Source organism: Pseudomonas sp. NBRC 111138 (assembly GCF_001320835.1).
GTDB classification, from domain to species: domain Bacteria; phylum Pseudomonadota; class Gammaproteobacteria; order Pseudomonadales; family Pseudomonadaceae; genus Aquipseudomonas; species Aquipseudomonas paracarnis.
Genome location: NZ_BCBO01000117.1, coordinates 1 through 21860 on the forward strand (window position 1 = coordinate 1; position 21860 = coordinate 21860).

Consider the following 21860-nt stretch of genomic DNA (forward strand, 5'->3'; position numbering starts at 1 on the left):
CAGAGCGGAACCCTAGGTGGCCGTTACCTAAATAACGGATATGTACCCGGTTCAACTGTGTTGACTGTTAGGCCGTCTTCGCAGGCAAGCCAGCTCCCACATTTGGATCGCCGTGCCTCAGCCAGATCAGCGTCGGCTGTTAGGCCGTGACGGGAGCAAGCTCCCTCGCCACAGATTTAGCGTCGTGCCGAAGGTTCAAGTGACCGGTTTCAAGTCCGAATGAACGTGCCGGTGCCTGTGAGGATGTTCTGCAGGGTTTCCTGCACTTCGGCCATGTCTGACGCGGCGGTGCTGTGGGTGATCTCCAGCTGGTCCTTGCCGCCCAGGGCATCGGCATCGCCGGCCGCCAGTTCGATCAATAAGGTGGTCTCGCCCAACGTCACTTTCAGCCCATCCAGGGTCGAAGGTTCGTAGTCCCAGGTCAGCTCCACTTCGTCTTCATCCGGGTAACGGGTGAGCATGAACATTTCGCCGTTCTTGCCGTGACAGCAAAGCATGGCCATGTTGTCTTCTTCGTCGTCGCACGGGGTGGCCATCAGGGCGTCGGTTTTCAGCTGCAGCATGGGGCAATCCTGTGTAGGGGAGGGCAATTGTGCCACTGCGGCGAATTTTGTGCTTCATCCTGTGTCGGAAGTCAGGCATGACCTCACGGGCCGGATCGGTCATTTCTGGTACTGATGGTGTGCAAAGTAGCAAGATTTTCTACCGAAAATCCGGGGTTGCCCAAGTTGCAACCGACACCCTGCTTACCGATGACCGAATATGTCGCAGCGTCGCAAGCAGCGTTCTTCCTACACTCGTTAAGCTGCGCAACGGATGTGCCCTGTGCCAGGCGCCTGACCTGCCCGTCGTATCGTCATCTGGCCAACGGCATGCCGTATGGAAGTTGTATGTGACCTGACTGTCCTGTCCAGCTTCACCCACCTGTCACCCTGATTCGTTTATGGTGCTTGTCAGCACACCAGCGAACAGAGCTGACGGTCTCCCCGCAAGGGGATAACACGCGACGCTTTCATCAATAACAAGCCCAAGCGGAGTACCACAGATGGCGTTCTTCACCGCAGCCAGCAAGGCCGACTTCCAGCATCAACTGCAAGCGGCACTGGCGCAGCACCTCAGTGAACAGGCACTGCCACAAGTGGCGCTGTTCGCTGAACAATTCTTCGGCATCATTTCCCTGGACGAACTGACCCAGCGTCGCCTTTCCGACCTGGCCGGTTGCACCCTGTCTGCCTGGCGCCTGCTTGAGCGCTTTGATCACACCCAACCGCAAGTGCGGGTCTACAACCCCGATTACGAACGTCATGGCTGGCAATCGACCCACACCGCGGTCGAAGTGCTGCACCATGACCTGCCGTTTCTGGTCGACTCGGTACGCACCGAGCTGAATCGCCGGGGCTACAGCATCCATACCCTGCAAACCACCGTGCTCAGCGTGCGTCGTGGCAGCAAGGGCGAGCTGCTGGAAATCCTGCCCAAGGGCACCCAGGGCGAAGGCATCCTGCAAGAATCGCTGATGTACCTGGAGATCGACCGCTGCGCCAACGCCGCCGAACTGAACGTGCTGAGCAAAGAGCTTGAGCAGGTGCTGGGTGAAGTACGCGTGGCTGTGGCCGATTTCGAACCGATGAAAGCCAAGGTCCAGGACCTGCTGGCCGGTATCGACGCCAGCGCGTTCGCCATCGACGGCGAAGAAAAAGCCGAAATCAAGAACTTCCTCGAATGGCTGGTGGGCAACCATTTCACCTTCCTGGGCTACGAAGAGTTCGTGGTACGTGACGAGGCGGACGGCGGTCATATCGAATATGACGCCAGCTCCTTCCTCGGTCTGACCAAGCTGCTGCGCGCCGGCCTTACCGCCGAAGACCTGCGCATCGAAGACTACGCCGTGGCCTACCTGCGCGAGCCGACCGTACTGTCGTTCGCCAAGGCCGCCCACCCAAGCCGCGTGCACCGTCCGGCTTACCCGGACTACGTGTCGATCCGCGAGATCAGCGCCGACGGCAAGGTCATCAAGGAACACCGTTTCATGGGCCTGTACACCTCCTCGGTGTACGGCGAAAGCGTGCGGGTGATCCCTTACATCCGTCGCAAGGTCGCGGAAATCGAACGTCGTTCGGGTTTCCAGGCCAAGGCGCACCTGGGTAAAGAGCTTGCCCAGGTGGTGGAAGTACTGCCCCGTGACGACCTGTTCCAGACTCCGGTTGACGAGCTGTTCAGCACCGTGATGTCGATTGTGCAGATCCAGGAACGCAACAAGATCCGCGTGTTCCTGCGCAAAGACCCCTATGGTCGTTTCTGCTACTGCCTGGCGTACGTGCCACGCGACATCTACTCCACCGAAGTACGCCAGAAGATCCAGCAAGTGCTGATGGACCGTCTGAAGGCCTCGGACTGCGAGTTCTGGACCTTCTTCTCCGAGTCCGTGCTTGCCCGTGTACAACTGATTCTGCGGGTTGACCCGAAGAACCGCCTGGACATCGACCCGCTGCAACTGGAAAAAGAAGTGGTGCAGGCCTGCCGCAGCTGGCAGGACGACTACGCCAGCCTGGTAGTGGAAAGCTTCGGCGAAGCCCAGGGCACCAACGTGCTGGCGGATTTCCCCAAAGGCTTCCCGGCTGGCTACCGCGAGCGTTTCGCCGCGCATTCGGCTGTGGTCGACATGCAACACCTCAACAGCCTGACCGAAGCCAACCCGCTGGTAATGAGCTTCTATCAGCCGCTGGGCCAGGTCTCCGGCCAGCGCGAGCTGCATTGCAAGCTCTACCACGCTGATACACCGCTGGCGCTGTCCGACGTGCTGCCGATTCTGGAAAACCTCGGCCTGCGTGTGCTGGGCGAGTTCCCGTATCGCCTGCGCCATGCCAATGGCCGCGAGTTCTGGATCCATGACTTTGCGTTCATCGCCGCCGAAGGCGTGAACCTGGATATCCAGCAGCTCAACGACACCCTTCAGGATGCGTTCGTGCACATCGTGCATGGCGATGCCGAGAACGATGCGTTCAACCGCCTGGTCCTCACCGCCGGCCTGCCATGGCGCGACGTGGCGCTGCTGCGTGCCTATGCCCGTTACCTGAAGCAGATTCGCCTGGGCTTCGACCTGGGTTACATCGCCAGCACCCTGAACAACCACACCGACATCGCCCGCGAGTTGACCCGGTTGTTCAAGACCCGCTTCTACCTGGCGCGCAAGCTCACTGCCGACGACCTGGAAGACAAGCAGCAACGCCTGGAGCAAGCGATCCTCAGCGCCCTGGACGACGTTCAGGTGCTCAACGAAGACCGCATCCTGCGTCGCTACCTGGACCTGATCAAGGCCACCCTGCGTACCAACTTCTACCAGACCGATGCCAACGGCCAGAACAAGTCGTACTTCAGCTTCAAGTTCGACCCGCGTGCTATCCCCGAGCTGCCCAAGCCAGTGCCGAAGTTTGAAATCTTCGTGTACTCGCCACGGGTCGAAGGCGTGCACCTGCGCTTTGGCAACGTGGCCCGTGGCGGCCTGCGCTGGTCGGACCGTGAAGAAGACTTCCGCACCGAAGTGCTTGGCCTGGTAAAAGCCCAGCAAGTGAAGAACTCGGTGATCGTGCCGGTGGGCGCCAAGGGCGGCTTCCTGCCGCGTCGCCTGCCATTGGGCGGCAGCCGGGACGAGATCGCGGCCGAAGGCATCGCCTGCTACCGCATCTTCATTTCCGGCCTGTTGGACATCACCGACAACCTGAAAGACGGCGCGCTGGTGCCGCCGGCCAACGTCGTGCGTCATGACGACGATGACCCGTACCTGGTGGTGGCGGCGGACAAGGGCACTGCGACCTTCTCCGACATCGCCAATGGCATTGCCATCGACTACGGCTTCTGGCTGGGCGATGCGTTCGCTTCCGGTGGTTCGGCCGGTTACGACCACAAGAAAATGGGCATCACCGCCAAGGGCGCATGGGTCGGTGTACAGCGTCACTTCCGTGAGCGCGGCATCAACGTGCAGGAAGACAGCATCACTGTGGTAGGTGTCGGCGATATGGCCGGTGACGTGTTCGGTAACGGCTTGTTGATGTCGGACAAACTGCAACTGGTCGCAGCGTTCAACCACCTGCATATCTTCGTTGACCCGAACCCGAACCCGGCCACCAGCTTCGTCGAGCGCAAGCGTTTGTTCGAACTGCCGCGTTCGGCCTGGACCGACTACGACACCAGCATCATGTCTGAAGGTGGCGGTATCTTCTCGCGCAGCGCGAAAAGCATTGCCATCTCGCCACAGATGAAAGAACGCTTCGACATCCAGGCCGACAAGCTGACCCCGACCGAACTGCTCAACGCCTTGCTCAAGGCGCCGGTGGACCTGTTGTGGAACGGCGGTATCGGTACCTACGTCAAGGCCAGCACCGAGAGCCATGCCGATGTGGGCGACAAGGCCAACGACGCACTGCGCGTCAACGGCAACGAGCTGCGCTGCAAGGTAGTGGGCGAGGGCGGTAACCTCGGCATGACCCAGCTGGGCCGGGTGGAGTTCGGCCTCAATGGCGGCGGTTCCAACACCGACTTCATCGACAACGCCGGTGGCGTGGATTGCTCCGACCACGAAGTGAACATCAAGATCCTGCTCAACGAAGTGGTGCAGGCCGGTGACATGACCGACAAGCAGCGCAACCAACTGCTGGCGAGCATGACCGACGAAGTCGGCAACCTGGTGTTGGGCAACAACTACAAGCAGACCCAGGCCCTGTCCCTGGCCGCGCGCAAGGCTTACGAGCGTGCTGCCGAGTACAAGCGCCTGATGAGCGACCTGGAAGGCCGTGGCAAGCTGGACCGCGCCATCGAGTACCTGCCGACCGAGGAGCAGCTCACCGAGCGCGCCTCCAGCGGCAAGGGCCTGACCCGTCCGGAACTGTCGGTGCTGATCTCGTACAGCAAGATCGACCTCAAGGAAGCACTGCTCAAGTCGCTGGTACCGGATGACGAGTACCTGACCCGTGACATGGAGACCGCGTTCCCACCGAGCCTGGTGGCCAAGTTCGGCGAAGCCATGCGTCGCCATCGTCTGAAGCGCGAGATCGTCAGCACCCAGATCGCCAACGATCTGGTCAACCACATGGGCATCACCTTCGTGCAGCGACTCAAAGAGTCGACCGGCATGAGCCCGGCGAACGTGGCGGGCGCTTATGTGATCGTGCGGGACATCTTCCATCTCCCGCACTGGTTCCGTCAGATTGAAGCCCTGGACCACCAGGTTTCCGCTGACGTGCAACTGGAGCTGATGGACGAGTTGATGCGCCTGGGCCGTCGCGCTACGCGCTGGTTCCTGCGCAGCCGTCGCAACGAGCAAGACGCCGGGCGCGACACCGCGCACTTCGGTCCGCACCTGGCGGCGCTGGGCCTCAAGCTCGACGAACTGCTGGAAGGCCCGACCCGCGAAGGCTGGCAGAACCGCTACCAGGCCTACACCCAGGCCGGCGTACCGGAGTTGTTGGCGCGCATGGTTGCGGGTACTACCCACCTGTACACCTTGCTGCCGATCATCGAAGCCGCCGACGTGACCGGGCATGACGCCGCCGAAGTGGCCAAGGCCTACTTCGCCGTCGGCAGCGCCCTGGACTTGCCGTGGTACCTGCAGCAGATCAGCGATCTGCCAGTGGCCAACAACTGGCAGGCCCAGGCCCGCGAAGCCTTCCGCGATGACGTGGACTGGCAGCAACGGGCGATCACCATCTCGGTCCTGCAAATGGCCGATGCGCCACAAGACATGGAAGCCCGCGTGGCCCTGTGGCTTGAGCAGCATCAGGACATGGCGGATCGCTGGCGCGCCATGATGGTGGAAATTCGTGCCGCAGTGGGCACGGACTACGCCATGTACGCGGTGGCCAACCGTGAGTTGCTGGACCTGGCGCTGAGTGGCCAGTCGGTGTTGCAACCGGCTTGATGCCTCGCTAAACAAAAAGCCCCCGCATCGTGAGATGCGGGGGCTTTTTGTTTGATCTGGAATGCGATCAATGTGGGAGCTGGCTTGCCACCTTACTGTAGGAGCGAGCTTGCTCGCGAAAAACGTCAACGATAACGCGTGCTTGCTGAATGAATGCGGCGCCTGTGAGTTTTTCGCGAGCAAGCTCGCTCCTACAATGGCATTAAGGCAAGCCAGCTCCCACAGGTTGATCTTCATTCACTGGGGATCAGTGGTGTTTGAGTAGTCGGGTTTCCAGGTGATCCAGGTGCTGGGTCATCAGGGCGACAGCCGTGTGGGCGTCGCGCTGTTCCACGGCATCCACAATCGCCACATGCTCCTGCCATGCGCAATAGGTGCAGGCCTTTGTTTCAAATTGCGCAATGATCAACGACGTCAACGGCACCAGGCTGTTGAGAAACTGTGCCAACGGCGCATTGCCTGCCATGTGCGCCAGTTGCAGATGAAACTCTCCCGAAAACCGGATCGCCGGCCCCCGCTGGTCACGCTCAATGGCGGTGCGCTCCTGTGCAATCAGCTCGCGCAGTTGGCGAATTTGCATCGCTGTGGCCTGGGCGCAGGCCAATTGCACCACGGTCATTTCGGTGAGGCGCCGTGCTTCCAGAATCTGCCGTGTGTGCTGGGCATCCGGCGCGGCGACCTGGGCGCGCTGGTTGGGGCGCAAGATGACCACTTGCTGATGGGACAGCTTGGCGAGCACCCGGCGAATCACGCTGCGGCTCACGCCAAAGAGTTCGCCCAGGCCTTCTTCGGTGAAGCGGCTGGCGGGCGCAATGCGTTGCTCAAGAATGGCGTCGAACAAGCGTGGGTAGATATCGTCCACCGAGGGCTTTTTTTCGGGCGTCCAGCGTAGGGAGGTGAGGGTGGAATCGCGTTGCAGGGCGTGAGCGTTCATGGCCGGTCTCCGAAAATCAACTGCCCAGATGGTCGTCCGGGATATTCAAGCGAATGCCCATGCGCAGGCCTTCCTGCAGGATGTGCCGACGCATTTCGGCACTGGCCAGGGCGCTGTTCTTGTTGCGGATGGCGCGTACCACGGCTTCGTTCTCTTGCAAGCGTTCGGCCAGGTGCTCCGGGGAATTACGCAACACCTGGGCGCTTTGTTTGAGCGCGGTGCTGGTTTGCTGCACCACGTTTTGGAAGATCGGGTTGGAGGTCAGGGCGAAGAGTTCTTCATGGAAGTCGATATAGGCGTTCATGCCGGCTTCGGCATCGCCGGCATCCAGGGCTTCGCGCATGTCCATCAGGGTCAGGCGCAGTTGGCCGATTTCCTTGCTGCTGATCGACTGGGCCACCAGGCCGACGATGAAAGGTTCGAGGGTGTAGCGCAGTTGCAGGATGTCCTCGAGGCTGGCATCGGCCACGGCGTCGCTCGATTGCGGCTCGCTGACGCTGGTTTCCAGCACGACCACGCCTTTGCCCGGCATGGAGCGCACCAGGCCGAGGGTCTCCAGCACGATCACCGCTTCACGCAGGCTCGGGCGGCTGATGCCCAGCTGTTCGGCCAGTTCGCGTTGACCGGGCAGCATTTCACCGCGGCGCCACTGGCCTCGCGCCAAGGCGGCGCGCAGTTTTTCTACCACTGAATTGACGACGGTTGAGGTGCTGATCACGTCGTGCGCTCCTTGATAATGAATAATCCCGCCATCTGTAGGAGCGAGCTTGCTCGCGAAGATCGTCAACGATAGCGCGGGCAGCCTGGATGCTCGCGGTGTCTTGAAGTTTTTCGCGAGCAAGCTCGCTCCTACAGGGGGCAACGGTAACGTTGTTAGAACTCCTGATGTGCCGGTAATACCGGCTTCTTGGCCTGAAAGGCATAACCTTGCTGGCCGTCGAGCACTTTGTTGGCGCGCTGGATATCAATGTCTTTTTCCCAACGGGCAATCGCCACCGTGGCGACGCAGTTGCCGATCAGGTTGGTCAGCGCACGGCCGATGCCCATGAACCAGTCCACCGCCAGCACCAACACCAGGCCGACCACCGGAATCGCCGGGATTGCCGTGAGCGTTGCCGCCAGGATCACCAGCGCCGAGCCTGGAATGCCATGGGCGCCCTTGGAGGTGATCAACGATACCAGGAGGATGGTCAGCAAGTCGGTCATCGACAGCGGCGTGCCGGTGGCGTTGGCGATAAAGACGATGGCCAGGGTCAGGTAGATCGAGAAACCGTCGAGGTTGAACGAGTATCCGGTGGGGATTACCAAACCCACGGTGGAGCTGCCAATTCCCAAATGTTCCAGCTTGCGCATGATCTGCGGCAGTACAGCGTCGGACGAAGCGGTGCCCATCACGATCAGCAGTTCTTCGCGCAGGTACTTGAGCAGCGGCAACATGCGCAGGCCCGACAGGCGCATCACCAGCCCGAGGATCACCGCCACGAAGGCAAAGCAGGTCAGGTAGAAAAGCCCCACCAGGCTGCCCAGGTGTTGCAGTGAGTCCAGGCCATAGGTGCTGGTGGTGAAGGCGATGGCACCGAATACGCCAATCGGCGCCAGGCGCACGATCATGCCCATGATGCGGAAGATCACATGGCTCAATTCGTTGATCAGTCGCGAAATCCCGCTGGCCGCTTCGCCCACCAGGTTCAGCGCGCTGCCGAACAGCACCGAAAACAACAGCACTTGCAGCACGTTATTATCGGCAAAGGCGCCAACTACCGAGTTGGGGATCAACTCCATCAGAAACTGGCTGGTGCCGCGGATGTGCTGGCCCTTGTCGGCCAGTTCATTCAAACCGGCGGAAGAGATTTGCTCCAGGTGAATATTGGCGCCGCTGCCGATGCCGGTGCTGAAGGCCATGATCAGGCCGAGCACCAGGGCGACGGTGGTCAGCATCTCAAAATAGATCACCGACTTGAGGCCGATGCGTCCGACCTTCTTCAAGTCGCCCGCGCCGGAAATACCGCTGACCACCACGCAGAACACGATCAGGCCGATCAGCATTTTGATCAGCTTGATAAAGCCGTCACCCAGGGGTTTGAGTTGCGAGGAGAATTCGGGAAGGGCCAGGCCGCAGGCGATGCCGAGCATCAGGCCAATCACGACTTGCAGGAAAATCGAACGCGAGCACCATCTGAGCATGGGAGGGATCTCTATTCGGTGCCCTGGTGGTTCCAGGGCTTAATTGTTGTGGTCTTACCGGTAAGTCCAGTGCGGGGCCAGTCTACGCTCGGTTTTTTTCAAATCACAAGTAAATATTTGGCGGTTGGCAGGTCCCGGTCTGACCAGTTGGTTGGTAAGTACGATGCTTGAGCGGTTGGCGGAGATTAATTTTTTTTGCGTATCATCGTCCTCGGCATACGAGGTGATGGATGGACCAATCAGGGCTGACAACCGACGAAGCAGGGCGCATGTACTGCGCCTGGCGCACTGCAGCGCCTGCTTACCTGCATTACCACGACCACGAATGGGGCGTGCCGGTGGCGGATGACATCGCGTTGTACGAGAAGATCTGCCTGGAGGGCTTTCAGGCGGGGATGGCGTGGATCACCATCCTGCGCAAGCGCGAAAACTTTCGACAGGCGTTCGAGGGTTTTGATTTTCGCCGGGTGGCGCACTACGGCGAGGCGGACATCGAGCGGTTGATGAGCGACCCGGGCATCGTGCGCAATCGCGCGAAGATCGTCTCGGCCATCAACAACGCGCGCCGGGCCTGTGAACTGGTGGAGGAAACCGGCTCGCTGGCGCGCTGGCTGTGGGCGTTCGAACCCGACGCGCAAGAGCGGCCGGCAGTGGTGGACATGGCTTACTGGACGGCCAATCCGACCTCAGCGGCTTCGGTGCGCTTGTCCAAAGCCCTGAAGAAACGCGGCTGGACCTTTGTCGGCCCGACCACGATGTATGCGTTGATGCAGGCGATGGGAATGGTCAATGATCATCTGGAGGGTTGTGAGTGCCGCCCGCGCATTGAACACCAGCGCAACCTGTTCAAACGTCCCTGACCAGATACGGTTAAAACTGTGGGAGCTGGCTTGCCTGCGATAACGGTGGGCCAGTAAAAGATGAGCTGGCTGGTCCACCGCTATTGCAGGCAAGCCAGCTCCCACATGGGTATTGTGGTGTTGCTGATTACTTGGGAAGTGGGGTAAGTACCTCAGCCTTGTCATCCAGCACCATCACCACCAGCAGCTTGGCCGGTTGGGTCTGGCTGGCATTGCTTGACTCAAAATGCCGCGAGCCGGCCGGTTCGTAGAACGATTGCCCGGCTTTGTAGGTGATCGCCTTTTCATCATTGACCCGCGAGGTGATCTCGCCTTCGAGCACATAAGCCACGGCGGTGCCGGTGTGGCTGTGGGGCACGGTGGCCTGGCCGGGGGCGTAGTCCACGGTGAGCATGATGGTTTTCTTGCCCGGCACGTTGGTCAAGGCGTGTTCTTGCAGCACCTTGAGCTTTTCCTTGTTGTAGACCGGGTCGTGGGCAAATGCACTGAGGGAGGCGAGCATCAGTGTGGCAGCGAACAAGCGTTTCATGATGAGGGTTCCATCGGGTGAAAGACCGCTTCACCCTACGCCGCCGGGGGCTTGCCACCAATGACCAATGCGCCGGAAAACCGCCTAGCCAATCTGCAGGAGGATATCCCGCACCTTGTCCAGCGCCGGGTCGATATCCAGAGTCTCGATGGCACCGAACCCCAGAATCAGCCCCGAGCGCACCGGGCGGTCGTGAAAAAACACGTCCAAGGGATATAAACCCACCTCGACCTGACGCGCCCGTTCCATCAGCAATGGAATATTCACCGGCACCTTGCACAGGGCCGCCAGGTGAAAGCCCGCCACCGTCGGTACTGCCTCGAACCACGGCGACAGATCGCCCGCCAGACGCTGCAGGATGCGTTCGCGACGCCCCGCGTAGACGCCGTGACAGCGGCGAATATGTTTGAGCAGGTAGCCTTCGCTGATGAACTTGGCCAGTGCCCACTGCGGCAAGGTAGCGCTGTGCTGGTCGGTCAATTGCTTGGCCTTGAGCACCGCACCATAAATGGCCGGCGGCAGCACCGCATAGCCCAGGCGTAACTCCGGCGACAGGGTTTTGGAAAAGGTGCCGACGTAGGTGACCACGCCTCGGGTATCCATGCTTTGCAGGGAGTCGGTGGGGCGGCCTTCGTAGCGGAATTCGCTGTCGTAATCGTCTTCGATGATGATCGCGCCGAGCGCAATGGCGCGGTCCAGCAGGGCTTCGCGCCGCGCCTGGCTCATGGGCATGCCGAGGGGGAATTGGTGGGACGGCGTCACATAGATCAGACGCGTGCCATCCGGGATCTGGTCGACCTGCAGGCCCTGTTCGTCGACGGTAACACTGGCGACGCGGGCGCCCATCGCGACGAACAATTGGCGTGCGGGGCTGTAGCCGGGGTCTTCCATCGCGACCAGGCTGCCGGGTTCAAGCACCACGCGGGCAAGCAGGTCCAGCGCCTGCTGTGCCCCGTTGGTGACTACGATATCGCGGGCGCCGCATTTCACCCCACGGGAAAATGCGATATGCCCGGCGATGGCTTCGCGCAGGGCGGGCACGCCTTCTGGCTGGCTGTAAAAGCCACTGTTCTGGGCGATGCGACGCAACGCATCCTGGGTGCAACGCCGCCATTCATCCTGGGGGAATTGGTGGCGTGTCGTCGCGCCGCCGATAAATTCGTAGCGCAGGATCTCCTCGCGGGCGGGGTGGCCCATGGGTGAGGGCAGTGCGGCCCATTTGCCCAGGTTGGCGGCACACGCCAAGTCGGTGGCGGTTTGCACGCGGTCGGGCTGTGGCGCCCACGCATTGACGAAAGTACCGCGGCCGATCTTGCCAATCAGCAGGCCCTCGTAGGTCAAGGTGGCGTAGGTGTCCGACACGGTCTTGCGCGAGATGCCCAGTTGTTCGGCGAGCAGTCGGCTGGGGGGCAGCTGTGCGCCTGCCGACAGCCGCCCGGTGGCGATGGCTTCGCGCAACTGCTGGTAGAGCTGTTCGGCCAGGTCCTTGCGGCCATTGATTACCACGTGCAGTTCCATGTTTCATCCCAAGGCTTCACTCCGCGCCAAGACTACTCGCTTGCGGTGCGGGCTCAAAATATCTATGAGTCAGTCGCCCCTGCGTATAAGCATCTACCGTCGCCTGGCTATTACCGACCGCCATGATTTCCCCTATAGCAGGCACCGATTGCCTGCCGCCCGCGTTATTCAACGTGATGGCATAGGGAGCCGGACTCATGACGACATCGAAAACACATACTAAAAAGAGGCTTGAGACCTTGCTCGCCCTGGACCAGAGCCTGGGACCGCTGGTGGTTGGCGAGTTGACTGTCTCGCGTATAGACCTGGCCGCCATGGGTGCCCAGGTGGCGGGAAAACCGGTCAAGACCCATCGTCTGGCGGTACGCGAGGCAGATCAGACGCTGCTGGATTCAATCCGGTTCTCGGCATCCAGACTGCAGCGTTATCTTCGTGGGAGTAGTTCTGTCAGCGACAGCAGCGCCGCTGTGCTATTTGAGTTCGCGGCGTTGCGCTCTACACAAGCTGCGCCTTTACTGGTGGTCAAGCCGGGAGACGAAAATCCCGGTGCAGTGGGCAAGCTCGATAGGCTGTTACGTTCAGTGCAGAAAACCAATCTCAACCAAGCGGCGCAGTTGGAGGGAATGCCTGGTTGGGTCGAGCCGAAGAAAAGCCGAAGCTTGGCGGTAATGGGCGCGGGGCTGGAGGTTTACGGGTACTACAGTGCGATCAACGCGTTGGCCGAAGCGATCAAGACCGGCGATATCAATGAGGCGGTAGTCACAGGCGCAGAGTTGTTTGCCAACCTCACGGGCACGGCACTGGAGTTGGCGCTGGAGCACTTGGGCAGACGACTGCTGGAAAACGGGCATAAGGTGTTAGCAGGTTTCAGCGCCAGTTCTCTTGGCCAGACGCTGCGACGGGGCGCCGGCCTGTTCGCTCTGGTGCTGACGTTGCCGTTTGACTATCACAATGCCAAGCAATCGCTGCATAAGGCGGCGAACAGCACTGGCAAGGAAGCGCTTGATCATTACGTCAACGCCGGCTTCAGTATCGTGAGCGCCAGCGTCAGTGTGGCCCTGGGGGTTGCAGCGTTGGCTGGATTCGGCGTGGCCGGCCCGCTGGGTATTGCCGCCGCCGCCGTATTGATGTTTGGCGCGCAACTCTATGCGGCGGTTCGTAAGGTGGATGAAATTGATGACTATATCGAGCTGAGTGTTTTCGAGCGGCTGCACACGGGCTGGTTGGCATTTCAGGGCAAGGAACCGGAGAAAGAAATACGTGAGCGGTTCGCCCTGGCCAGGATGGAAAATTGGTATGCGCAGCACCTGACCAATCAGGCCCAGACCTGGCTCAGGGGGGCGCTCAGAGGCACCGTACAGGCGGTAGTCAATGGTGGGTTTGAGGTGCGGCTGAGCCCGGTCCGGCATTGGAAGCATCGATGGAACGAAGCCGAGGGTGAGGATCCCTACATCGACACCACCGAGCCGATGCTCGTCGACCAGAATGATCAAATAGATGCTTCCAGCGCCTCGGTTGGCCGTCTGCCTGGTGTGGTGCTTGGTCAGGGTGATGCGAATTCCGCGGTGCTTTGGCGGCTGGGGGGCGGCAATGACGATGTCAAAGGCTTCGCTGAGATCCCCAATATTTTTCAGTTCGGTGAAGGCCAGAAGCAGCTGACCGGTGGCGCCAGGGACGACGTATTCAGCTATGACATGCCGACGGGCACACTGGACGAGGCCGACGCACATCGCCCGGCCAGTCAGCTGCGTGGCGAGGCAGGCAGCGATACGCTCTACCTGTCCAACTCGGCAATCTATGAGCACAACACGCAGGGCTATGCCATCGACCTGCAGGCGGGCACCGTCGTGCGGCGCAAAGATATCGACAAACCGTTGCCTCATCACTCGATCAGCCTCGACTCGATAGAAAATATCGCCACGCCAGCCGGGGTTGCCAGCCAAGTCAAGGGTTCGGAACAGGCCAATACGATAATCGCAAACGGCGATGGCGATCGGATCGAGGCCGCGCAGGGCAATGATACGGTGATCGTGCTGGGTTCCAACGCCTGGGTGGACGGCGGAGCGGGCAAGGACCGTTATGTTCTGGCCACCAACCGCGGCACGGTCTCGCTATACGAGCAGGACTGGGCCGAGGGTGCCGTGATCGAGATGCGCTGGCCTCTCTCGGCTATCGCCCATTGGGGCGTCCAGGGGTGTGCGTTGGTCATTGTGGTCTGGCGGGGCGTTAATGGCGAACTGCCGCAGCACGTGATCAAGCTTGAGCAGCTCTATACGCAAGGTGATGACCGGCGCTGGTTGAACAAGCACAGCCTGCTGTTTCTCACGGAGGACGGCTACATGCTTGAGCCGATTCTCGAACCGACATTGGTTGGCAACGAGGACGCCGACGTGACCGTCGCCGTGAGAGCAGGTGGACAGGACGTCAGCCTGGACAGGGTGTTGAACGCCGGAACGTTCGTGGTGCCCCATGGGCGTTCGACCCGCTGTTTCATCGAACGTGGGCCACACAGAAAGGTGGTCGAAGTTCGTCTTAAAAGCGACGCGACTGCTTGCGTGTTGTACGTGGATTATTCGTCGCAGGAGATTCTCCAGGTATTGGCCGGTTACCGTGTGACCCTACGCAGGTTGGTTCACTTCGATTCGCTGACCTATAGCGACGTGAAATTAACCATCAGTTTCACCGACGGCAGTCAGTTGGTCCTCTGCGAATATGCCAGTGATCGATCCTCGATACGCACCAACGTGACGTCAAACATCATCGCGGTCAGCCTCAAACTGGACTGCCAGTTTGTACTGGTCATGAATGATGGCGTCTCATACCGGATACAGGCGGCCCAGCAAACCTATAGCCAGGACCGCGCCTCACCAGGTTTCAATACCTTCGATGGCAGCTCGGCATTGGTAAAAAGGCCCGGGATACACGGTTTTTTTCGACCGCATAGCGCCAAGGGGGTCTGGTTGCAATCGTCGCCGCAGAAAGTCGTTATTCCTGCCCCACCGCATTATCAAAAGTCTTACTCGTTGATGGGGCGGGCGTCGACCTATGAAGTGGTGCCCAGTACCGGCTCAACGATCTACCTGTCCACGCCGGACGCGCTGGCCAAAAAGTCGGACGCATCGTTCTGGCGGATCAACACGGCCAAGCTTGGTGAGCTGATTGAGCGGGCGCACATCGTCTTGAACGAAAACACGCTGACCCTCGGCAGCGTGAAGGTGCTGCTGCCACCCGTGACAGACCCTTCGGTGCCGCTGGAACAAGTCAGCGTACTCACCAAGCAGGGCGAGCAATACGACATCCGCCAGGACCTGGGGGGCATCTATCTCGCGCAACTGGATGCCTCCCCTTATCAGACTGTAGCCGAGGTCTGGGAAGCGTTGCGGCGTTCTCGCCAGTGGTCAACCTTGATGGCGCGTCAGCTGCGCGTTATCGGCTTGGAGCTGAGCGACGGCACGGTGTCAGGCGTTCATTACGATTCAGGCCGCGATTGCTGGGGGGCGGATGTTGATCCGCTGCGTACCGTAACGTCTGCGGACTTGCGGTTCAGCGGTGTTGACTCAGTCTGATTGATCATTAAAAGGGATTTTTAATTTATGCAGCAAAAACCGCAATCGCCCAGAACTGCCGGCCGACCCTCTGGGCGTGCCGGTGACGGTGCCGACACTGTCATGGTCAGGGACTATGGCCGCCCGACCAGTACCACTCAACCGGCGTATCAAGGCGCGCAGCGCACGCGATACCGCAATGGTGGTTTGCTTGGGGTCCCGCAAATAAGTGCTTTGGATCTGCCTGGGCCGCCACCGCCAACGGCTGTATGGGTGACAGGCGATACGCTTGGAGCCGTCAATGCCGAGGGTATGCATGATGTGAACGGCCGCAGTTACGTCAATCTGGATACCGGGCAAACGGTGCAAGTGGTCCATCAGCCGGCCAGTGGTACTTATCACCCGCGCTTGGCGCATCAACTGGCTGCCGGCTCCGCTGTGGTACAGAGGGTTGGGAATACTTCAACCTGGACAAACGTGACGACCGCAGCGCATTCCAGTGCTCCGATAGCCACGCCAGTGACGATGCCAGCACCCGGGCCGCGAGATCCGCAGTGGGATCTGCAGCTCTACGATGCGCGAGGTGCTGGTGCAGCGACGGGGACTCCTATCCCGGGGAAAAAACAGTACGTCATTGGCGGGCAAAACTACTACGGTGATGAACTGTTTTCGTTGGACCACTACAAGGCAGGCGATAACAGGCTCTACATGCAGAATGCGAATGGTGTGTTGCAGCCTCGCGGCTCCATCACCGAAGACGGGATGATTCAGCTCTCTGGTGACCCGGCCGTCGCCTATTTGGAGGTGGGGAGCGTGCTGGTTCGCGTCGAGCTTGATAGCACGAGAAATAAATACCAACTGATCCCGAATGGTTCCAACAGCGCGCCGGGTATTTACCTGGATACTGGCGGCAGCCGGGCATCGTGGGTGCCCGAAATGCGCTTGGACAGCATCGGCGCAATCATTAACGCCGCCCGCAAATCGCTGGGCTACACCGGTGTTACCAGTGATATGAGCCAGGGCTTGATGTCGACGGTGGACAAGCAGACGTACTGCTATATGCGCCAATATGCGCGGCAGATGATTGCATTCGATAACCCGCGTATCCGCAACGCGCCCGTGCAGCAGCGAGATCGCATGATTGATGCACACATCTGGACCCATGGCTACCCGTATGACCGCCTGTTGCTCGGGATGCACGCCAGGGCTGAGGGCGTCGCATTACCAGCGGGTGTTGTGCAGTTTGATGCGTTTCAAGGCATGGCCACCGTGGCGGCTCGTCGTGAGGGAACGTTCAATCTAGAGGCCGTTGCCGTCAATGATCAGCTTCATTATCCCTATCGCGGCAGGCGCGGGGATGAACAGGATTTTTTTGATCAATGGAGGGCGTTGGACATTAAGCAGACCAGGCAGCGTGGGGCGGCCAATGAGCAAATGTACCGTGAGTTACTTAAAAATGATGGCTATCGAATCATTCCCGGTGGGACCTACGGCGGCAGCCAGAATGGCTTCGACCTGGTATTCATGGGGCCGGCGGGCGATGTCTATGTGCTTGAAGTCAAACATGCCAAATCCGGCCACGTCAGCATGGCTAGGGTCAATCAGCACTTCCAGATGGAGGATGGCTGGGTCACACGGGTCCTGAGCAAACTGGACAGTCACGATCCAGGTGCCGGGCAGCAGGTTGCGGATGCACTGGCACGTCAACGGCTTTTCAAGGTCATTGGTGCGACCCTGCCAGATGGCAAACTGGTGCTATTTAAGATCGACATGAGCGCTGTACGTGCGCGGTGACAAACAGGCGAGCCCGTTCGCCACCGACAGTGCAGGCGGCTTCAGGACAAGAAGCCACCGTCCACGTTGAGAGAAACGCCCGTGGTGTAGCTCGATGCGTCACTGGCCAGGTACAACACCGCGCCAGCCATTTCGCTGGGGTCGGCCACGCGCTTGAGCGGGATCTGCGCCAGGGCAACTTTCAGGATCGAATCGTTCTTGACCAGTGCCGAGGCGAACTTGGTATCGGTCAGGCCCGGCAGCAACGCGTTGCAACGGATACCGAACGCCGCGCACTCCTTGGCGAATACCTTGGTCATGTTGATCACGGCGGCCTTGGTCACCGAGTAGATGCCCTGGAATACGCCCGGCGAGATGCCGTTGATCGAGGCTACGTTGATGATGCTGCCGCCGCCGTTCTCGCGCATCAGCTTGCCGGCTTCCACCGACATGAAGAAGTAACCACGGATATTGACGTCAACGGTCTTCTGGAATGCGCCCAGGTCGGTGTCCAGTACGTTGCAGAACTGCGGGTTGGTAGCGGCGTTGTTGACCAGGATATCCAGGCGGCCGAACTGTTCACGAATGCCGGCGAACACCTGGGTGATCTGCTCCATTTCTCCAATATGGCAGGCAATGGCCGTGGCTTTGCCGCCCTCGGCGATGATCGCATCGGCCACGTGCTGGCAACCCTCCAGCTTGCGGCTGGAGACGATCACATGGGCGCCTTGCTGGGCCAGCAACTTGGCGATGGCTTCACCGATGCCACGGCTGGCGCCGGAAACAAACGCAATCTTGCCATCGAGGTCGAACAGGTTGGTCTTGGACATGAGGGTTCCTTGTAGTTGCACTCAGAGCGCTGATTTGCCGATGACATTCAGGCTCATCTGCTCCAGCAGTTTGTTCATGTGGATGAACTGCGCGAAGCGTTTGTCCTGGGTCTGGCCATGGAAGAAGCGGTAGTAGATCTGCTGCACAATCCCGGCCAGACGGAACAGGCCGTAGGTGTAATAGAAATCGAAATTGTCGATCTGGATGCCGGAGCGCTCGGCGTAGTAGTCGACAAACTGGCGGCGGGTGAGCATGCCAGGGGCATTGCTCGGCTGGCGGCGCATCAGTTGCACCGGCGCCGGGTCCGCGGCTTCGATCCAGTAGGCGAGGGTGTTGCCCAGGTCCATCAACGGGTCGCCCAGGGTGGTCAGCTCCCAGTCCAGCACGCCGATGATCTGCATCGGGTTGTGCGGGTCGAGGATCACGTTGTCAAAGCGGTAGTCGTTGTGCACGATGCTGGAGGTGGAGTGGTCGGCAGGCATCTTGTCGTTGAGCCAGGCGCGTACCGCCTCCCATTTTGGCGCGTCGGGCGTCAGGGCTTTTTCATAGCGCTCGCCCCAGCCGCGAATCTGCCGCGCCACGTAGCCTTCAGGCTTGCCCAAGTCGGCCAGGCCGCAGGCGTGGTAGTCGACCTGGTGCAGTTCGACGAACTTGTCGATAAAGCTCTTGCACAAGGCTTCGGTGCGGGTAGCGTCCAGGCCCAGCTCAGCCGGCAGGTCGGAACGCAGGATGATGCCGTTGACGCGCTCCATCACATAGAACTCGGCGCCGATCACCGATTCATCGGTGCAGTGCACATACGCCTTGGGGCAGTACGGGAAGCCATCTTTGAGCTGGTTGAGAATGCGGTATTCGCGGCCCATGTCGTGGGCAGACTTGGCCTTGTGACCAAACGGCGGGCGACGCAGCACGAATTCCTGGTCGGGGTATTCCAGCAGGTAAGTCAGGTTCGACGCGCCACCAGGGAACTGGCTGATTTTGACGGTACCGCTCAGGCCCGGAATATGAGCTTTGAGGTAGGGATCGATCAGGCTGGCATCAAGTTCTTCGCCTGGGCGAATCTGGGTCGATTGGTCGTTCAGCGCCATGCTTATCCCTTCTGCTTATTCTAAAGGCCTTGGACTATTTCCTAATCTAATGCGCATAGCCGCCCAGCGACAAGGTCGGGGCGGTTTAATAGGTTAGCGTGTTGAAGGGTGATCAGCGTGCCTGATTGGTCATTTTGCGGGCGCTGGCAAGGCCACCGGTGTAAGCACGGGGCGGCCGGCAAAGTATTCCACCAGGTTATCAGCGACGCGCTGCACCGTGTCATGGGCCGCTTCCGGGGACAGGCCGGCCACGTGGGACGTCAGCACGGTATTGCTCAGGCGCTTGAGGGCATCGGGCACTGCAGGCTCATCGTCAAACACGTCCAGCGCGGCGCCGCCGATGCGGCGCTGCTCCAGCGCGGCGACCAGGTCGGCGGTCACCACTACGCTGCCGCGCCCGATGTTGACCAGAAAGCCGTGCGGCCCCAGGGCGTCCAGGGCGTGACGGTCGATCAGGTGACGGGTGCTGGCACCGCCGGGCGTAGCCAGCACCAGGAAATCCGAGGTACGCGCCAGCTCGACAGCCGTCGCACAGTAGGTGTAATCCACGTCATCGCGGGGTTGGCGGTTGTGATAACTCACCTCCATGCCGAACCCCAGGGCGGCGCGCCGGGCAATCTCCATCCCCACCGCACCCAGCCCGAGAATCCCCAGGTGTTTACCGCTCAGGGAAGGGCGCATCACTTTCGGCCATTCGCCACGCCGCACCGCTGCATCCGTCTGGGGAATGCCACGCACCAGCGACAGCAGCAGCGCCATGGCATGGTCGGCCACCGACGGCGCATTTACCCCTGCACCGTTGGTCACCACGATCCCACGATTGCTCGCGGCCTGCAGGTCCACGTGTTCGTAGCCGGCACCGATCACGCAGATGATTTCCAACAACGGCAGTGCCGCGATTTCATCGGCGTACAACCCCAGCGGGCCACGGGTCAGCACGGCCTTGATCTGCCCACCGTGCAACTTGATCGCCTGAGCGCGTTCGACGGGCGTCGGCGCCAGAATCACATGAAAGTCATTGCTCTCGATGATTTGCAGGTACTCGTTGATGGTTTCAACCAGGACCAGAACGGTGGTGGGCATGGGGCAGCTCTCCGGTGAGTTCGATGCTCTGAGTATGCTGCATTTTTGTTGCGCGAAATGCCGAGGGCCCGAGAAAGCGCGACTGATTTTGCGAAAGGTGCCAGCGTCTCGGCGAGCGGGAGACGCTGTTTGCACGCGGGCGAATTATTTAGCGGGTGCAGGCTTGCGCACCTTGCTCTGTTCGGCCGCTACGATGTCCATGTAATCGTAGGTAGGAAAGAACTCTGTCCTGAAGGGGCCCCATGCAGAGCGTTCGATGGCGAGATTGACCTCCCGCAGGCGCGAGGCGGGGAAGCGTAGAACGATGACGTGGCCGATCCCCATGGCGATGGTCCAACTGACGATCTCTACCCCTTCAGGAGGGAATACTTTAAAGAGTTCCTGTTCGGTGAGTTTTGTTCTTATTTCGTTCAAGTTGCGAGATTGGTCATGTTTGAGGAAAACGGTCAGCAGCACCGCATTGTCAGCGCTGATGGCGACAGGTTTTCCTGATGTGGAAGCCTGCGCATGAAGGCCGCCTGAAACAAGGGTAGAGAACAATAAAACAGACGCCAATAAAGGCTTTAATAGCGTTTTCATTGAGTGAGGCCTTTTATGAGTATTGTCGCTACTCGTGGGGTGAGTGTTGAGGGTTAGTGGGTGGGGGTGGTTTTTACTGATCCGGTATAGGGCGCATGAACCACATGTATTCGAACAAGAGGGTTGGCGTCGATCATGTCGCGCGGCACTTCACGAGAGTAAGTGAATTCCTGATTGTTCAACGTCTCAAGTTTTCTGACGATGGTTCTCGTTGCACCTTTATCGGGTATCAGGATATGGTTTTTCCTGTCCCCTGTTACCATGAAGTAACCGCCGCCGCCGTTGTCATATTTTGATAGCCCGGTATCGGTGTAGAAAAATTCGTAGCGATTACGCTCAGGGTCCCACGCTGATATTCCAACGACACCTGGGTACTTGTCCTTTACATCGATCTCTGGGGCGCCCTCTATATAAACTTTTGTCGTCAGCCAGCGGGGGGATGTGCCCAGGGCACTTGCGTCGGAGTTTTCTACTGCCGGTTGTGCTTGGCTGGCCAATGGGCTGAGCATTCCGGTGGCAAGTATCAGCGAGAAAATAAGGTTGTGTTTTTTCATCAAGTCGCTCCTGGCGAGTGAGGTTTTTAATTCTGCTGTCGTGGGTTTAGAGGACTTTGTTTTTTTGAGCTGAGCTGGAATATAGACGTGATAGGAGGGGCTCTCAATGCTTGGGAAAACCCTTGCAACAAAACCCGCAATAATTAGAGTTTCAGTCCAGATGCGCTGATTAACTGTCTGTAAGAACTTTCTTATATGTGAGGGTGCGTAACTTTAATTGATGTTGGGTTTCTGTCAGCGGCTTGCCACTGGAGAACTTTGAATGACTGGATTTGTTTAAACACAGCTTCGCCGGCCTTGCGTGATCGACCCTCCCAATGCCACGCCGGCAGGGGGGCTCGTGAGGTGGGTAAAGGCGGTGCGCATCTGGCGTTGACTCAACTGAGCTGCCCATGGACCGCCTTCCAGGCTTTGCACTGCATTGCCGTTCCTCAGCTAAGTCTTTGCTTATTCACAAGAATCCCGGAC

The 21860-nt window shown here is 59.7% G+C and carries 15 protein-coding genes; 4 read left to right on the top strand and 11 right to left on the bottom strand.

Annotated features, from left to right (window positions below; all coding sequences use genetic code 11):
• Positions 1 to 209: 209 nt before the first annotated feature.
• Positions 210 to 563 (bottom strand): hypothetical protein, encoded by a 354-nt coding sequence (locus tag APH41_RS21245; RefSeq protein ID WP_034126020.1) that lies wholly within the window; start codon positions 561 to 563, stop codon positions 210 to 212.
• 482 nt (positions 564 to 1045) lie between these two features.
• On the opposite strand from APH41_RS21245, the gene APH41_RS21250 reads away from it, so the two are divergent.
• Positions 1046 to 5914 (top strand): NAD-glutamate dehydrogenase, encoded by a 4869-nt coding sequence (locus APH41_RS21250; protein WP_054897965.1) that lies wholly within the window; start codon positions 1046 to 1048, stop codon positions 5912 to 5914.
• A 247-nt stretch (positions 5915 to 6161) separates the two neighbouring features.
• On the opposite strand, the gene APH41_RS21260 is transcribed toward APH41_RS21250, so the two are convergent.
• From APH41_RS21260 to APH41_RS21270, 3 genes are all read right to left on the bottom strand, one after another.
• Positions 6162 to 6848 carry a GntR family transcriptional regulator gene (locus APH41_RS21260; protein WP_054921299.1) on the bottom strand — a complete coding sequence of 229 codons (687 nt, stop codon included), beginning with the start codon at positions 6846 to 6848 and terminating at the stop codon, positions 6162 to 6164.
• A gap of 16 nt (positions 6849 to 6864) precedes the next feature.
• Complete coding sequence (locus tag APH41_RS21265; RefSeq protein ID WP_014718317.1) at positions 6865 to 7566, bottom strand: FadR/GntR family transcriptional regulator; 702 nt, start codon at positions 7564 to 7566, stop codon at positions 6865 to 6867.
• Between the two features lie 155 nt (positions 7567 to 7721).
• Positions 7722 to 9047 carry a C4-dicarboxylate transporter DctA gene (locus APH41_RS21270; protein ID WP_177333588.1) on the bottom strand — a complete coding sequence of 442 codons (1326 nt, stop codon included), beginning with the start codon at positions 9045 to 9047 and terminating at the stop codon, positions 7722 to 7724.
• Between the two features lie 215 nt (positions 9048 to 9262).
• On the opposite strand from APH41_RS21270, the gene APH41_RS21275 reads away from it, so the two are divergent.
• Entirely contained in the window at positions 9263 to 9892 is a 630-nt protein-coding gene (locus APH41_RS21275; RefSeq protein ID WP_054921304.1) for a DNA-3-methyladenine glycosylase I, read from the top strand.
• A 127-nt stretch (positions 9893 to 10019) separates the two neighbouring features.
• Here APH41_RS21275 and APH41_RS21280 read toward each other — a convergent pair whose 3' ends face one another.
• Together APH41_RS21280 and APH41_RS21285 are read right to left on the bottom strand one after the other, a co-directional pair.
• Positions 10020 to 10421 (bottom strand): cupin domain-containing protein, encoded by a 402-nt coding sequence (locus APH41_RS21280; RefSeq protein WP_054921306.1) that lies wholly within the window; start codon positions 10419 to 10421, stop codon positions 10020 to 10022.
• 84 nt (positions 10422 to 10505) lie between these two features.
• Positions 10506 to 11939 carry a PLP-dependent aminotransferase family protein gene (locus APH41_RS21285; protein WP_054921308.1) on the bottom strand — a complete coding sequence of 478 codons (1434 nt, stop codon included), beginning with the start codon at positions 11937 to 11939 and terminating at the stop codon, positions 10506 to 10508.
• Between the two features lie 197 nt (positions 11940 to 12136).
• Between APH41_RS21285 and APH41_RS21290 the strand changes: the two genes are divergently transcribed.
• Both APH41_RS21290 and APH41_RS21295 read left to right on the top strand, forming a co-directional pair.
• Positions 12137 to 15505, top strand: a complete 3369-nt coding sequence (locus APH41_RS21290; RefSeq protein WP_054921311.1) for a hypothetical protein — start codon at positions 12137 to 12139, stop codon at positions 15503 to 15505.
• 27 nt (positions 15506 to 15532) lie between these two features.
• The gene (locus APH41_RS21295) at positions 15533 to 17278 is read left to right on the top strand and encodes a hypothetical protein (RefSeq protein WP_173647469.1); all 1746 of its coding nucleotides are present in this window, start codon (positions 15533 to 15535) and stop codon (positions 17276 to 17278) included.
• Positions 17279 to 17319: 41 nt separating this feature from the next.
• On the opposite strand, the gene APH41_RS21300 is transcribed toward APH41_RS21295, so the two are convergent.
• The 5 genes from APH41_RS21300 to APH41_RS21320 form a co-directional block, all read right to left on the bottom strand.
• Positions 17320 to 18087 (bottom strand): SDR family oxidoreductase, encoded by a 768-nt coding sequence (locus tag APH41_RS21300; protein WP_034126013.1) that lies wholly within the window; start codon positions 18085 to 18087, stop codon positions 17320 to 17322.
• Between the two features lie 21 nt (positions 18088 to 18108).
• Complete coding sequence (locus APH41_RS21305) at positions 18109 to 19176, bottom strand: phosphotransferase family protein (protein WP_020301516.1); 1068 nt, start codon at positions 19174 to 19176, stop codon at positions 18109 to 18111.
• A gap of 129 nt (positions 19177 to 19305) precedes the next feature.
• Positions 19306 to 20259, bottom strand: coding sequence for a 2-hydroxyacid dehydrogenase (locus tag APH41_RS21310; protein WP_054921312.1), 954 nt, complete (start codon positions 20257 to 20259; stop codon positions 19306 to 19308).
• A 144-nt stretch (positions 20260 to 20403) separates the two neighbouring features.
• Positions 20404 to 20838, bottom strand: coding sequence for a hypothetical protein (locus APH41_RS21315; RefSeq protein ID WP_054921314.1), 435 nt, complete (start codon positions 20836 to 20838; stop codon positions 20404 to 20406).
• Positions 20839 to 20891: 53 nt separating this feature from the next.
• Entirely contained in the window at positions 20892 to 21392 is a 501-nt protein-coding gene (locus APH41_RS21320) for a DUF4822 domain-containing protein (RefSeq protein WP_034126009.1), read from the bottom strand.
• Positions 21393 to 21860: the final 468 nt, after the last annotated feature.

Excerpts from the sequence above, each read along its gene's own strand:
- APH41_RS21245 (WP_034126020.1), bottom strand. The coding sequence starts at position 563 with ATGCTGCAGCTGAAAACCGACGCCCTGATGGCCACCCCGTGCGACGAC.
- APH41_RS21250 (WP_054897965.1), top strand. The coding sequence starts at position 1,046 with ATGGCGTTCTTCACCGCAGCCAGCAAGGCCGACTTCCAGCATCAACTG.
- APH41_RS21260 (WP_054921299.1), bottom strand. The coding sequence starts at position 6,848 with ATGAACGCTCACGCCCTGCAACGCGATTCCACCCTCACCTCCCTACGC.
- APH41_RS21275 (WP_054921304.1), top strand. The coding sequence starts at position 9,263 with ATGGACCAATCAGGGCTGACAACCGACGAAGCAGGGCGCATGTACTGC.
- APH41_RS21280 (WP_054921306.1), bottom strand. The coding sequence starts at position 10,421 with ATGAAACGCTTGTTCGCTGCCACACTGATGCTCGCCTCCCTCAGTGCA.
- APH41_RS21285 (WP_054921308.1), bottom strand. The coding sequence starts at position 11,939 with ATGGAACTGCACGTGGTAATCAATGGCCGCAAGGACCTGGCCGAACAG.
- APH41_RS21290 (WP_054921311.1), top strand. The coding sequence starts at position 12,137 with ATGACGACATCGAAAACACATACTAAAAAGAGGCTTGAGACCTTGCTC.
- APH41_RS21295 (WP_173647469.1), top strand. The coding sequence starts at position 15,533 with ATGCAGCAAAAACCGCAATCGCCCAGAACTGCCGGCCGACCCTCTGGG.
- APH41_RS21300 (WP_034126013.1), bottom strand. The coding sequence starts at position 18,087 with ATGTCCAAGACCAACCTGTTCGACCTCGATGGCAAGATTGCGTTTGTT.
- APH41_RS21305 (WP_020301516.1), bottom strand. The coding sequence starts at position 19,176 with ATGGCGCTGAACGACCAATCGACCCAGATTCGCCCAGGCGAAGAACTT.
- APH41_RS21310 (WP_054921312.1), bottom strand. The coding sequence starts at position 20,259 with ATGCCCACCACCGTTCTGGTCCTGGTTGAAACCATCAACGAGTACCTG.
- APH41_RS21315 (WP_054921314.1), bottom strand. The coding sequence starts at position 20,838 with ATGAAAACGCTATTAAAGCCTTTATTGGCGTCTGTTTTATTGTTCTCT.
- APH41_RS21320 (WP_034126009.1), bottom strand. The coding sequence starts at position 21,392 with ATGAAAAAACACAACCTTATTTTCTCGCTGATACTTGCCACCGGAATG.